At 68.0% G+C, this 13,426-nt stretch carries 10 protein-coding genes and 2 pseudogenes; 6 read left to right on the top strand and 6 right to left on the bottom strand.

Annotated elements, in window-relative coordinates:
- Positions 1 to 143: 143 nt before the first annotated feature.
- Positions 144 to 1,643, bottom strand: coding sequence for a Fic family protein (locus tag DPR14_RS01065; protein WP_158043509.1), 1,500 nt, complete (start codon positions 1,641 to 1,643; stop codon positions 144 to 146).
- Between the two features lie 194 nt (positions 1,644 to 1,837).
- Here DPR14_RS01065 and DPR14_RS01070 point away from each other — a divergent pair, with 194 nt between their 5' ends.
- A complete protein-coding gene (locus DPR14_RS01070; RefSeq protein ID WP_158043510.1) occupies positions 1,838 to 2,254 on the top strand; it encodes an RpnC/YadD family protein in 417 nt (138 codons plus the stop codon).
- Here the strand turns inward: DPR14_RS01070 and DPR14_RS01075 are convergent.
- Positions 2,159 to 3,337, bottom strand: coding sequence for a benzoate/H(+) symporter BenE family transporter (locus DPR14_RS01075; protein WP_158043511.1), 1,179 nt, complete (start codon positions 3,335 to 3,337; stop codon positions 2,159 to 2,161). The genes DPR14_RS01070 and DPR14_RS01075 overlap by 96 nt on opposite strands.
- A gap of 100 nt (positions 3,338 to 3,437) precedes the next feature.
- On the opposite strand from DPR14_RS01075, the gene DPR14_RS27935 reads away from it, so the two are divergent.
- Entirely contained in the window at positions 3,438 to 4,133 is a 696-nt protein-coding gene (locus tag DPR14_RS27935) for a GntR family transcriptional regulator (protein ID WP_246149270.1), read from the top strand.
- 96 nt (positions 4,134 to 4,229) lie between these two features.
- Here the strand turns inward: DPR14_RS27935 and DPR14_RS27940 are convergent.
- Together DPR14_RS27940 and DPR14_RS01085 are read right to left on the bottom strand one after the other, a co-directional pair.
- A pseudogene (locus DPR14_RS27940) lies at positions 4,230 to 4,844 on the bottom strand (sensor histidine kinase); the annotation flags it as partial.
- A 581-nt stretch (positions 4,845 to 5,425) separates the two neighbouring features.
- A complete protein-coding gene (locus DPR14_RS01085; RefSeq protein WP_158043513.1) occupies positions 5,426 to 5,806 on the bottom strand; it encodes a hypothetical protein in 381 nt (126 codons plus the stop codon).
- 224 nt (positions 5,807 to 6,030) lie between these two features.
- Here DPR14_RS01085 and DPR14_RS01090 point away from each other — a divergent pair, with 224 nt between their 5' ends.
- Positions 6,031 to 6,738 (top strand): HPF/RaiA family ribosome-associated protein, encoded by a 708-nt coding sequence (locus DPR14_RS01090; RefSeq protein ID WP_158043514.1) that lies wholly within the window; start codon positions 6,031 to 6,033, stop codon positions 6,736 to 6,738.
- A 93-nt stretch (positions 6,739 to 6,831) separates the two neighbouring features.
- Here the strand turns inward: DPR14_RS01090 and DPR14_RS01095 are convergent, their stop codons facing one another.
- Positions 6,832 to 7,257, bottom strand: a complete 426-nt coding sequence (locus DPR14_RS01095; protein ID WP_192499213.1) for a septal ring lytic transglycosylase RlpA family protein — start codon at positions 7,255 to 7,257, stop codon at positions 6,832 to 6,834.
- Positions 7,258 to 7,647: 390 nt separating this feature from the next.
- On the opposite strand from DPR14_RS01095, the pseudogene DPR14_RS28975 reads away from it, so the two are divergent.
- Positions 7,648 to 8,388, top strand: a pseudogene (locus DPR14_RS28975) (transporter substrate-binding domain-containing protein); the annotation flags it as partial.
- On the opposite strand, the gene DPR14_RS01110 reads toward DPR14_RS28975, so the two are convergent.
- A complete protein-coding gene (locus tag DPR14_RS01110; RefSeq protein ID WP_158043516.1) occupies positions 8,326 to 11,589 on the bottom strand; it encodes a PAS domain S-box protein in 3,264 nt (1,087 codons plus the stop codon). The pseudogene DPR14_RS28975 and the gene DPR14_RS01110 sit on opposite strands and share 63 nt — an antisense overlap.
- Positions 11,590 to 11,675: 86 nt before the next feature.
- Between DPR14_RS01110 and DPR14_RS01115 the strand changes: the two genes are divergently transcribed.
- Both DPR14_RS01115 and DPR14_RS01120 read left to right on the top strand, forming a co-directional pair.
- Positions 11,676 to 12,101: an OsmC family protein gene (locus DPR14_RS01115; RefSeq protein WP_158043517.1), complete on the top strand. Its 426-nt coding sequence runs from the start codon at positions 11,676 to 11,678 to the stop codon at positions 12,099 to 12,101.
- Positions 12,102 to 12,237: 136 nt separating this feature from the next.
- Positions 12,238 to 13,416: a glycosyltransferase gene (locus DPR14_RS01120; protein ID WP_158043518.1), complete on the top strand. Its 1,179-nt coding sequence runs from the start codon at positions 12,238 to 12,240 to the stop codon at positions 13,414 to 13,416.
- The last annotated feature ends 10 nt before the right edge of the window (positions 13,417 to 13,426 follow it).

Here is a 13,426-nt window from a genome sequence, read left to right on the forward strand (position 1 = left end):
ACAACGGGTGGGCAGCGATGCCCGCCCGTACCGTCTGATACCAACGGCTTTTGAGAATGACCTGCGTGACAACGGCGTTCGACCTGCGGTGCAGGATGCCGTTTTGACCGGCCAAACTCAAAAGCCGTTGGTATGAGCCGGATTCAGGGCGCCAACTTGCCGACAAGGGGCAGCCGCAATCCCCGCTCCTCGGCTTCCAACGGATCAAGGAAGGCATTGCAGGCTTCCAATTCACGGCGAGATTGCTCGAACTCGCCCCAGCCGATCGCGGCTGTCCATTTCTGGGCAAAATCCAGCGTGCGGATCAGCGGTTCGGGAGCGCCGGTGCGGGAAAGCGCCTTCAAGGCGGACAGATAGTTCGCCCGGTACACGGTCGGGATGACGACTCGTTCCTCGCCGCCCGCGACCAGTTCCGCATTCATCATGATACGTGCCGTTCGGCCGTTACCGTCGATGAAGGGATGGACCTCGGAAATCAGGAACATCATGAAGACCGCGCGCTGGAACGGCATCTCCAAGCTGCGGAGTATGTCGAATCCCTGTTCAAGAGTGCCTTCGAGCAGGTCTGGAGCGACGAAAGTGGTTGAACCCGCCCTGTTGCCGGAGGTCTTGAATCGGCCGGGTCCTTTTTCCGGGCGCTGCTCCATGATGCCGGCATGCCGAGCCTGGAGAAGCCGGACCAGATCGCCGTAGCTGCCGGGGGTGAGCCGCATTCCGGAATGGTCGCCGACGATGCGCCAGGTTCCGAGCACGTCATGCGCGTCCTGCGGCCGCTCCCTCGGGATGACGCCGCGGAATACGATGTCCGCGGCTTCGGCAACCCCGAATTCGGTTCCCTCGATGAAGTTCGAAAAATAGGCTTCGAAGAAGGTCAAAGTGGCCTGGGCCGGTGGAAGACGCGCCTCTGCCGGCCGGTTCACCGGCGGGTAGTCGCGCAAGGCGCGGTGGAGCGAATGGAAATGCTCGATCCGTGCAGGATCGTAGGGACGGCCGGCACGCCTCGCCCTGGCCGCGGGAGCGCTCAGGTTTGCCTCGCGGGTGCCGAGCAACGCTCCGATCAGCGTATCCAGTTCCCGCGATCCCTCCGCGAGTTCCAGGGCTGGGGCAATGATCTTCGAGTCGTCCCGCAGGCGGTTCAAGGCTTCCTCGCCGCCACGGCGCAGCAGGGTATCGAGACGTTCTTCGATCTCGCGGCGGGCAAGCGTGCGGGCGCACAGGCCGCGGCGCGCCCGCGAGGAACGCATGTTCTCCAGGTAGGCTCGGGCAATCGAGCTGAGATGCAGTCCGCCGACAAAGGGCCGGTCGCTTTCAAGCGGGGGAATGCCGCGACGTGGCCGGAGGATCAGGCCAGGCAGCATGACATCGCCGCCGCGGTCGGTTACCAGGCAGATCGAACCATCCTCGGCCGGAGCGTTCTCCAGCGCGGTACGGTCGGCTACAAGACCGCCCGGAAAATAGCCACCGACGATCTGCCAAAGATTTCGGCGGACGATAACCTCGGGCGCATCGGTCAGGTTGCGGGTATAAAGGCGTGAGGCAAGCTTCCGCAGTTTGCCGGCCTTGACGGCACGCGAAACGGCCACGCTCGTCGCGGTCGTCGAGACAAACGCTTCCGGCCCGTCACCCAGGGAGAATTCCGTCACTTAAGCTCCCCACTTTAATGCGTATTGCAAATTTTCTGGACTTAAGAACTGCCAATTGCAAGTTTATTAGGATTAAGGCAGCCATTTGCGCCAGTCGGATACTTGGCGGCTTCCAGCTTCGGGAAGACACGACCGGCGCCTTGAGGCCGATGACCAGGGTGGCGCGCAGGGTCAGGCCGGATCGGGAGGGGAACTTGATATCGCTCGCTGCAAAGGAATGGCTCAGCCAGGGCAGGACCGAAGGGCTGGCGGAAGGGCTGGCGAAAGGCCGCGAGGAGGGTTTGCTGCAAGGCGTCGCGAAAGGCAAAGCGGATGCCATATTGTTCTATCTGCAGTCGCAGTTCGGGACGATCCCTCCCGATCTGGAGGCCCGGGTGCGCCGGACCGCTCCGGAGGCGATGGACGCGCTGTTCCGCAAGGCCATGGGTGCCGCATCGCTCGATGACGTCATTTCCACCGGCAAGCGCCACCGGGCCTATCGCGGAAGGATGATGCGGCGCTCCGGCATCCGCCCCCTACCGCGCGGCCCCTTTCCGACCCAGCGCGAGCAGCAGGCCGCCGGCGACCAGTCCCCAGAAGGCGGAGCCGATCCCGAAGAAGCCGACGCCTGACGCCGTCGTGACGAAGGTCACGATCGCGGGCAGGCGCTCGTCTTCGCGGTCGAGCGCGCCGGCCAGGGCGCCCGCGAGGCTGGAGAGCAGGGCGAGACCGGCGACGGCCTGGATCAGCAGGGGCGGGGAGGCCGCGATGAAGGAGGCGGCGAAGCCGGCGAACAGGCCCAGCAGGACATAGGCGACCCCGGCCGCGACGGGGGCCAGATAGCGGCGCGCCGGGTCGGGGTGGGCTTCCGGTCCGGCACAGAGCGCCGCGGTGATCGCGGCCAGGTTGACCGCGTGGCCGCCGAACAGGGCCGAGGCGGCGCTGAACAGCCCGGTCGAGACGAAGACCGGGGCGACTTCCGGCCGGTAGCCGTTGCCGCGCAGCACCGCGAGGCCCGGCACGTTCTGCGATGCCATGGTGACGATGAACAGGGGCACCGCGATGCTCACCACCGCGGGCAGGGTGAATTCCGGCATCACGAAGACCGGGTTCGGCCAGATGTCGGCCAGCGCTCCTTCGGGTATCTGGGTGGCGAACAGGATGATCAGCACCGTCACCAGCACGGCCAGCGGCACGGCATAGAGCCGGGCGAAGCGCCAGCCCAGCGCCCAGGTGACGACGATCGGGAGTGCCAGCTCCGGCAGGGTGCCGACCGCCCTGACCGGCGCCAGGCAGAGGTCGAGCAGCACGCCGGCCAGCATCGCGCTCGCCAGGCCCATGGGAATGGCGACGACGGCGCGGCCGAAGGGCCGCCACAGGCCGGCGGCCACCACCAGGGCCGCCGCGACGATGAAGGCGCCGACCGCCGCGGAGAAGCCGCCCTCCGGCACGCCGGTCGCGATCAGCAGGGCGGCGCCCGGCGTCGACCACGCGATGCTGATCGGCTGACGGGTGGCGATGCTGTGGGCCGCACCCAGCAACCCGGTCACGAGGCACAGCGCCAGCAGACCGGAAGCGGCCTGGGCGGGAGAGGCGCCAACCCCTGCGAGGCCCTGGAGGACGATCGGGAAGGCGCTTCCGAACCCGACCAGGGCGGCGAGGAAGCCGGCGGTCACGGGCTGAAGCAGGGTCCGGGGTGCGGTATCCTTCCGCATGATGGCTGTCCTCGTCGGATTGATCCGGGTCGATCCGGGTTGCGGTACGGTGCGGGCGAGCCTACATGAAAATTGGATCCAATCAACAGGTGGATATCGGATGACCCTGAACCGTCCTCCCGCTTCGGCCGGTCTGGCCGAACTGATCGCCGATGCGCCGCCGCGACACCGCACCGCGACCGGGTTCGTCGAGGCGACGCTGCGCACGGCCATCCTGACCGGCAGGCTGGCGGGAGGCACGCCCCTGCGGCAGGAGGACCTGGCGGATGCCTTCCAGGTCAGCCGAATGCCGGTCCGTGAGGCCCTGCGCCAGCTCGAAGCCCAGGCGCTGGTCGATTTCGTGCCGCACCGGGGCGCCGTGGTGACGGAGATCTCCGCCGCGGACGCGGCGGATACCTACGCGATCCGTCTGGCGCTGGAGCCGGCGGCGCTGGAACTGTCGATTCCGAAGCTGGAGGAGGAGGATTTCGGCCGGGCCGGCGACCTGATCGGGGACATGGACAGCGAGCCCGACCCGTCCCGCATGGGTGAGCTCAACCGGCGCTTCCACATGTCGCTCTATGTCCGCGCCGGACATCCCAAGCTGCTGGCGCTGGTCGAGGCGCAGCTCGCCTCGTTCGACCGCTACCTGCGTTTCCACCTCGCCGCCAAGGGGCCGGAGCACATGTCCCAGGAGGACCATCGCGCCATGCTGGAGGCCGCCAGGGAGCGCGACGCGGCCCGGGCCACGGCGGTCCTGAAGCGGCATATCGGGACGGCGGCGGAGACGATCGCCCGGTTCTTCGCGGAGCGCTGATGCGGGCTCTCCCGCCGGGCCGGGCTTATTCCCGGCGGTGGGCGGCAGGCTGATCCGGACCGTGGTCCCGGCGCCCTGGACGCTGTCGAGGGTGAGCGATCCGCCGTGCAGATCGATGAAGGAGCGGGCCAGCGGCAGGCCCAGGCCGGTACCCTCGAACCGGCGGTTGGTCGCGCAATCGCCGCGATGGAACGGTTCGAACACCCGGCCCAGCTCCGACGCCGCGATCCCCAGCCCGGTGTCCGCGATCTCGATCCCGAGGCCGGTGTCGCCCGAATCGAGCCGGATCGTGTCGACCGTCAGCCGGATGCTGCCGCCCGGCGGGGTGAACTTGACCGCGTTGGACAGGATGTTGAGCAGCGCCTGCTTGATCAGCCTTTCGTCCGCCCACAGGCGGGGCAGCGGCTCTTGCGCGACCCGGGTCTCGAACGCGATCCCGGCTGCCGCGGCGCGCGGTTCGATCAGGCGGACCACGGACGACACCAGATGGTCCGCGTCCACCCAGTCCTGCGCGAGGTGGATCCGCCCGGTCTCCACCTTGGCGACGTCCATGATGTCGGAGATGATCTGGAGCAGCAGCTTGCCGCTGTCGAAGATGTCGGAGGCGTAGCCGACATAACGGGCGGAGCCGAGCGGGCCGAAGGTCTGGTTCTTCAGCAGCTCGGAGAATCCGAGGATCGCGTTCAGCGGCGTGCGCAGTTCATGGCTCATGGTCGCCAGGAACTCGGTCTTGGCGAGGTCGGCGAATTCGGCGCGGTCGGCCCGCTGCCTGGCTTCGCACAGCTCGACGCGGCGGGCGTCGGACGCGAGGACGCCTGTGATCGCCGACCGGGCTTCCGCCAGCAGGCCGGGCGGCAGGGGCGATGCGGGCGATTCGAAGTCGAGCGACCCGTCGGCGCCCGCCCGGACGGCGCGGCTGCCGGTCAGGTCCTTCAGGACGGCGAACAGCGGGGCCAGAGCCTCTTCCGACGGCTCGCCCCGCAGCACCGCGCCCTGGGCGCGCGCGATGGCGAGGAGGAGCGCCCGTTCCGCGTCCCGGAAGCCGGTATCGCGGGGGTCGGGGTCTTGGCTGTCGGGTTCCTTCCGGTCCGGGACGCGGCCCAGCCTCGCGCGGAGGTCCGCCACGTCACGGTTGGCCTGTTCCAGCAGGTCCGCCGAGCGGCGCTTCTCCAGGTGGAGGGCGATCAGCCGGCAGAGCGTGCCGAGTTCGCTCGTCAGGCGGGGCAGCGGAACGTCCGGGTCATGGCGCAGGCGCAGCCAGCCATGGTGGGATCGGCCGGCCCGCAGGGGGATCAGGTGGGTCCGGTCCTCCGCGGGCCGCGGCGGGCGACCAGGCGCAGGTTTCCGCCGGCGGCAGGCTCCACCGCAAGCGTTTCCATATACTGACGCTGCTGGTCGGCGGTGTTGCCGAGTTGGAATTCCGCGCCCGAGATGCCGGGCACGGCGTCGAGCAGGTCCGCGATGCGCCGGAGCGCCGGCTCCGGCGTCGGGGCCTCGTCGAGCCCGTTGGCGGCCGTCAGGATCCGGTTCAGCGCCCGCGTGAGGGGGGCATCGGGGGGAGAGGGCTCGCGGGAGGAGGCCGCGGACCCGCCATGGGATCGTCCGAGCCGGGCGACCGCGTCGCGACTTAAGATCGACCCATGTTGATCCTGGACATCCATGTCGTTCGGCACTCTGCTGTCTCCCTGGTGTCGCCCCATGCGACAACCATAACCCTGTTCCAGGCAGATTATCGGCAAAAGTCTATTACCGCAGTCTTAACTCCGGGTCATAGGTGTGAAGTAAATACTGGGATATGAGCAAGCGATATTTTGGATGAACCCGGAGGCGGGAAAGATATATTTCAAACTCGCAGGAATATCGTTTCACTTTCGCAGAAAGATGGTGTGAAAAACCCGTGCCGACGGCCGGTTCGGCGCAGCGCGGGCGCGATCCCGGTGGCCTGCGTGCCGATGGCGGCCCTCGACTGTTGGGAATGGCATTGGATACGAAGCATCGAGGACTGAATACCATGGACGTTCCGCTGGAAATCGCCTTCCACAATCTCGAGCCTTCCGCAACTGTGGAAACCCGCGTGCGCGAACGTGTTGCCAAATTGGAGAAGCTGTTTCCGCGGCTGGTGGCCTGCCGCGTGGTGGTCGAAGCGCCTCACCGGCAGCATCAGAAGGGTAACATCTATCGTGTCCGGATCGAGATGTCGGTGCCGGGCGACGACCTCGTGGTCAGCAAGGAACCCAACCGGGCGACCGAGCGCTTTGCGGACCCCGATGTCTATACCGTGCTGAAGGACGCCTTCGACACCGCCGAGCGCATGCTGAAGGACTACAAGGGCAAGCTCTCGAGCGATGTCACCAAGCCCCACGATGCGCCGATGCACGGCCACATCATGCGGATCAATCCCAACAACGATTTCGGCTTCCTCCGGACGGCCGAGGGGACGCAGCTCTGGTTCCACCGCAATTCGGTGATGAACGAGGAGCTGGAAAGCTTTTCCGAAGGCGATCCCGTCCACTACGTGGAAGTCCTCGGCGAGACCGGACCCCAAGCCAGCAGGGTCTGGCGCGTCAGCAGCGATCACCAGCACCAGGATGAAGGACAGGCCTGATCCCGCAACCCGGCGCCGGCCTCCGGGGCCGGCGCCGTCCGGGGACCCCGGTTCCCCAAGGCATCAGTTTAAGGGGCCTCAGTTCGAGGGGCCTCAGTTCGAGGAGGCGGTCTGGTCGGCGTCGGGGTATTCGGCGACTTCGATCCGGACGCGGGCGGTGCCGTCGTCGGTCATGTCGAGCTTGCGGGCCGCGGCGCGCGACAAGTCGATGACCCGCTTCTTGGCATAGGGACCGCGGTCGTTGACCTTGACCCGGACGGCCTTGCCGTTCTCCAGGTTGGTCACCTTGACCACGGTGTTCAGGGGCAGCGAGCGGTGCGCCGCCGTCAGCTTGTTCTGGTCGAACCGCGCGCCGCTCGCGGTCTTCTTGCCATGCAGGCCGGGGCCGTACCAGGACGCGGTCCCGACCTGCCTGAAATCGGCGCCCGGCTTGCCAGTCGAGTGGGCGGTATCAAAAGAGAAGGGCAGGCAGAGGGTAATCGCCAATGCGGTGGCTACCAGGGTTTTCTTGAAGGTCATCAGTCGTTCCGGTCGTAGTTGACGCTTACCCATGAACAAGCGGAACGGCAATTTGTTCCGATTATGGAAATTGCGGAACTTCGCCACGATTTGTACGTTTTCTGTCGGTCCTATCCTGATTCCGGAGCTTATGAATGCCTAACATCTTCGTCATCATCGGCGTGATTGTCGTCATCATCGCGATTCTGTCGTTTCTCGGCCTCCGCTGAGGTGGCGCGGCCGCCGGTCCGGTCCCGGCCGCGGCTGTTGACGCTACCCCTTTCGATCAATAGACTGCGACCCATGATCTGAACGGGAGCCGAACAGGGGCGCGGTGCCGTGATCAAGGTGTTGCCGGGATTGGCGTCCCTCGGATTGGCGTTGCTGGCGCTCGCGGGGCTGTCGGCGCCGGTGCGGGGCGAAACGCTCCGCATCGGGACCGACGCGCGCGACCCGCCCTTCGCCTACTTCACCGCCGAAGGCCGGCTGACCGGGTTCGAGGTAGACTTGGGAAACCAGATCTGCGACAGCCTCGGCGCGCTCTGCCAGTGGATCGACCTGCCCTTCGATCAACTGATCCCGGCGCTCCGCGACGGCCGGATCGATGCCGTGATGGCCGGCGTCCCAATCACCGAGGAGCGGCGGCGGATCGTTGCCTTCTCCGCCAAATACTATTCTACGCCGATCCGCTTCCTGGCGGACCGCAATGAAGCGGCGCCGATCACGGCGGACGGCCTTGCCGGCCGGCGGATCGGCGCAGTCGCCGGCACGACCCATGCGGACCATCTCGTCCGGAACTACGGCCCCGCGATCCGGCCCACCCTGTTCGGGACTCGGGGGAGATGCTGGAGGCCCTGGTCGCGGGGCATCTGGACCTCGTGCTCGCCGACGGGCTTGGGCTCTGGCATTTCCTCAACACGCCGCAGGGCGCCCGCTTCGCCTGGATCGGCAATCCCGTCTATGTGGACGAGGGAATCGGCGTCGCGATGCGTCTCGGCGACGGGGTCCTGGTCGAGCGGGTCGACGGGGCGATCGACAAGCTGCTGCGCAACGGGATCTTCCTGCGGGTCAACTCCCGCTATTTCCCCTTCAACGTTTATTGATTCCGCCAGGGCCGGATTCGCCGGCCAGCCGGGCGACCATCGCCCTCAGGTCGGCCGGTTCGTAGGGCTTCTCGAGCACGGGCACGCCGGTCTCGCCCAGGAAGTCGCGCACGCCGTCGCCAAGCGTGTCGCCGGTGACGAAGACGATGCGCTTCAGCAGGCCGGGATGGCGGGTTTCCAGCTCGCGGTACAGGCCGGGGCCGTCCAGTTCCGGCATGCGGATGTCGCTGATCACCAGGTCGCAGGGGTCCGAGGCCAGGCGCTCCAGCGCCTCCGTGCCGTTTTGGGCGACGGCGATGCGGTGGCCGTCGGGCTGGAGCATTTCCGCGAGGGTCAGGGCGATCTCGGGATCGTCGTCGACGATCAGCAGGTTCAGCGGCCGGACGGCCGCGGGGACCGGCGGCGGCTCCGCCGCGCGCGCCGGGGCCGCATCGAGCGCCGGCAGGTCGACCATGAAGGTGGCGCCGCCGCCGGGCGTTTCGCCCAGGGCGATGATGCCGCCATGGCTGTCGATGATGTTGTGGCACATGGACAGCCCCACTCCGGTGCCGATCCCGGCCGGTTTGGTCGTGAAGAAGGGGTCGAAGATCCGGGTCCGGATGCCGGCCGGCACGCCGGGACCGTTGTCGGCCACGGTCAGGCGGATCACCGGCGGTCCGGGGACGCGGACGACCGAGACCGCCAGCCGCCGCGGTTCGGGAGATCCCTGGAGCGCCTGCCGGGCGTTGACCACCAGGTTGGTGACCACCTGGTTCAACTGGTCGGCATCGCCCCACAGCCGGGCCGGCCCAGGCGCCAGGGAGAGTGTCAGTTCGATCCCGTCGGTGCGCAGGGAGTATCCCACCAGCTCGATCGATGCCAGAACGATCTCGTTCAGATCGACCTGCTGCCGCTCGGGCGGGCTGCGCCGGGCCAGGGACAGGAAGGTCTTGACGATGCGGGCGCAGCGGTCGGCGGCACGGTGGATCTTGCGGGCGCGCTGGGCCGTCGCGTCGTCCGGCGCGGTTTCCTCCAGCAGGACGGACTGTCCGACCACCACCGACAGCGGGTTGTTCAGCTCGTGCGCCACGCCGGCCAGCAGCGAGCCGAGGGCGGCCAGCTTCTCCGACTGGAGCAGGGCCTCGTGCTGGCTGGCGATCTGGGCCTGGGCGCGCCGGCGTTCGGTGATGTCGCGGACGAAGGCGGTGAAGACCGCCTGCCCGCCGGCCTTGACCTCGTTGACCGCCAGCTCCACCGGGAACACGGTGCCGTCGGAGCGCATCGCCTCGACCTCGACCCGGCGGCCGAGCAGGTGGCGCTCGCGGGTGTCGAAATAGTGCCGCATGCCGGCGGTGTGGCGGGCGCGCTGGAGCACCGGCATGATGATGTCGCCCAGCGGCCTGCCCAGCACGGATTCCCGGTCATGGCCGAAGGTCTGCTCGGCCGCCGGGTTGAACTCGATGATCCGGCCCTCGGCATCGCTGGTGATGATGCAGTCGAGCGAGGAGGCGACGACCGCGGCCTTCAGCGATTCCGACGCCCGCAGGCTCTCCTCCGCCCGCTTGTTCTCCGTGATGTCGGCGGTCGAGCCGGCGACCCGGAGCACCCAGTTGGTGCGCGGATCGCGCACCGCGGCCCCCGTGGTCGAGACCCAGCGCATCCTGCCGTCGCGGGACAGCAGGCGGTATTCCAGGGCCACGGTGTTCGACCGGCTCTTCAGGAACGCCCGGTAGGCGCGGCGCACCCGCATCGCGTCGGCGGGATGGATCTGCCGCGTCCAGGCCTCGGCGGAGGTGCCGAGGTCGGCGGCCGGGCCGCCGTACAGCTCGGCCATGCGGGGCGAGTAATAGACCGTGCCGGTGACCAAGTCCCAGTCGTACAGGCCGGCGCTGGCGCCGTCGGCGGCCAGGGCGAACCGCTCGTTGCTGAGGCGGAGCGCCCGTTCCTTCTCCTCCTGGCGGGTCCTGAACTGGCCGGCGATGCCGACCGCGAAGACCACGGAGGAGACCGCGGCTCCGGCATCGAACATGTTCGCGGTCAGCAGGTTGGCCGGCAGCAGGTCCAGGCTGACCAGGCTGCGCGCCAGCCCGCCCATCAGCAGGGCGGAGAAGGCGACCAGGAAGACCGGTCCGCCGTCCACCTTCAGGCGGATGGCGCCGACCCCGGCATGCAGGAACACCGCGACCATGCCGATCACGCACCAGGGCAGCAGCATGTTGACGAGCAGGCGGTCGAAGGCCGCCAGCACGGCCAGGGCGGCGAGGGCCGCGACCAGCAGGCGGAGCACCCGGTAGAAGGCCGGCATGTGCTGCCGGACCGCCAGGAAGCTGCCGGCGAACAGAATGCCGGTGACCATGGCCAGCAGGATCGACAGGGGCACCGAATAGCCGGTCCACCAGGGCATGCCGCGCCACAGGTATTCGGCCAGGAAGCCGTTCGCCGAGGCGATGTGGAAGGTGACCGAGAGCTGCATCAGGATCAGGTAGAGCTGGCAGCGCTCGCGCATGACCCGCCAGATGAAGAACAGGTATACGCAGACCGTCATCAGGATGCCGAACAGGGTTCCGAACAGGAGCTGCTCGGACCGGTCGGAGGTGTAGAGCGACGCCACCGACTGGATGACCAGGGGGATCGTCAGCGTGCCGCGGTTCTCGACCCGGACATAGAGGGTCGGCTGCTCGGCCGGTTGGAGCCACAGGGGAAAGACGAGATAGCGGTGGGCCAGCCGGAAATAACTTCGCGACACCAGCATGCCGCCTTCGAGCGCCGTCCAGCCACCGTCCGGCCGGGGCACATAGACGGTGACCCGGTCGACCAGGGCTTGGCGGAACACCAGGAACCAGTCCCGGTGCACGGCCAGGATGCTGTTCAGGGTCACGCGCGCCCAGACGGCGGACCGGGTCAGGCCGAAATTCGGCTCGTCCTCTTGGCCGGGCTGGAAGCGGGGGGAGAATTCGGGCGTCGTGACCTGGTCGATGGTCAGGCGGCCGGTCGGGTCCTCGAACAGCTCCATGTCGCGTCCGAGCGCGTAGACCTCCATCTCGTTGACCAGCATGACCGTCCGGGCGGCGTTCTGCGCCCGGGCCGCACCGCTTGCCGCGGCAAGCAGGCAGGCGGCGACGGTCAGCGCCGCAGCCAGGACGGCGGCGGCCCGCGGGACCATCGAACCGACGGTGGAGGCCGCTTGGTGAGGCATGATGCTCCGGACGATCACGGTCCGACGATGATCCAGGCGCCCCGCGCCGCCAAGCGGGATATGCGGGCGCGACATCGTGAAACGGGCCGGCCCGAAAGGACGGGACCCTATTGCCCGCCGGCGTGTTTTCCAGGCACGAACACCACCGTCGGAGGACGATCATGGCATTACGGACGGCGGAAGCCGAATGGCGCGGCGCGCTGAAGGACGGAACTGGCCGCATCAGGACCGGTAGCGGCGTCGTGGACGCCGCCTACTCCTTTCCGTCGCGCTTCGAATCGGGCAGCGGCACCAACCCAGAGGAGCTGATCGCGGCGGCCCATGCCGGCTGCTTCTCCATGGCGCTGGCCCATGGGCTCGCGGGCGCCGGCCATCCGGCGGAGCGCGTCTCGACCACCGCCAAGGTTCATCTGGAGAAGGCGGACGGCGGGTTCGCGATCAGCCGGATCGACCTGACCTGCGAGGCCGAGGTACCCGGCATCGACGAAGCCGGCTTCAGGAAGCAGGCCGACGACGCCAAGGCCAACTGCCCCGTCTCCAAGGCGCTCGCGGCGACGGAGATCACCCTGGACGCCAAGCTGGCGTGACGGACCGTCGTCCATCCCGAGGAGCGCCGGGCTTTCGAGCCCGGCGCCGCATCTTCAAGTTCCGCCGGACCCGGATCTGCTCTAAAACAGCCACCGCAGTTCCATTCAAACGGATCGGCCGAACGGGAACCGGGAGATGAAGCGCCTGACCTGCACCGTGATCATTCCCACCTTCAACCGGGCGGGCTACATCGCGGATGCCATCGACAGCATACTTGGACAGACCAGGGCGCCGGATCAGGTCATCGTGGTCGACGACGGCTCGACCGACGCCACCCTGGCGGTGCTGGAGGCCTATTCCGGCCGGATCGAAATCGTCTCCAAGCCGAACGGCGGCAAGTCGACGGCCATCAACAGGGCGGTGCCGCTGGCCCGGGGCGACTGCATCTGGGTCTTCGACGACGACGACGTGGCGCTGCCCGACGCGCTGCACCGGCACCTGGCCGCGCTGGAGGAGAACCCCGAGGCCGGCTTCACCTACAGCGCGGTCCAAGTGGGGCACTCCGGTCCCGACGGAGGGATCGTCGTGCGGTACGAGGCGAGGCTCTGGCCGGCGGAGCCGGACGAGTTCCTGATCCGGATGATGGAGCACTGCTTCGTCTACGGCCAGCCGGCGGTCGTCGCCAGGAAGGAGTGCCTGGTGCGGGTCGGCCTGTTCGACGAACGGCTGGTCCGGTGCCAGGACTACGACATCATGCTGAAGCTCGCTCGGCACTATCCTCCGGCGCGGATCGAGGAGCCGACCTTCATCCAGCGCCGGCATCCGGGAACCCGCGGCACCCTGGCGCAGGCATTCAGCGCCGCCGAGCCATCGGTGGCGTGGAGCCGCTACAACAGGATCTTCATTTCCGAACTGCTCGACACGCTTCCGCTGGACCGCTACGTCCCGGCGTCCAGGAGCTACAGCGAACGGACCGCCAGGATCCAGCGCTTCGCGATCGCGAATCGGCACGTCGTTCCGGACAGCGCCGGGCGGGACCTGGCCTGGATCGTCGCGAATGGCGGTGACCTGACCGCCGCCGAGCGCCGCATCCTGATCGGCGCGCTGACCCATTTCACCGCGATGCGCGAGATCGGCACCGACGAATGCCGCCGGCTCGCGCGGGCATGCAGGGGGCGGATCGGCGGGCAGATCCGGGTGTCGCTGGCCAAGGGCCTGATCTACGAAGCGATGGCCGCCTTTCGGAAGAGGCGGTTCTCCGAAGTCCGCAGCCTGATGCCGCGGATCGTCGCCCTGGTCGGGGTGACCGGGGCCGCGGAGCTGCTGCGCGAGAAGCTCGGGCGGACGCCCCGGCGCCTGTCTCCCTCGCCCTGAGAGGCGAAGG

This window comes from Skermanella pratensis (genome assembly GCF_008843145.1).
Classification (GTDB): Bacteria; Pseudomonadota; Alphaproteobacteria; order Azospirillales; family Azospirillaceae; genus Skermanella; species Skermanella pratensis.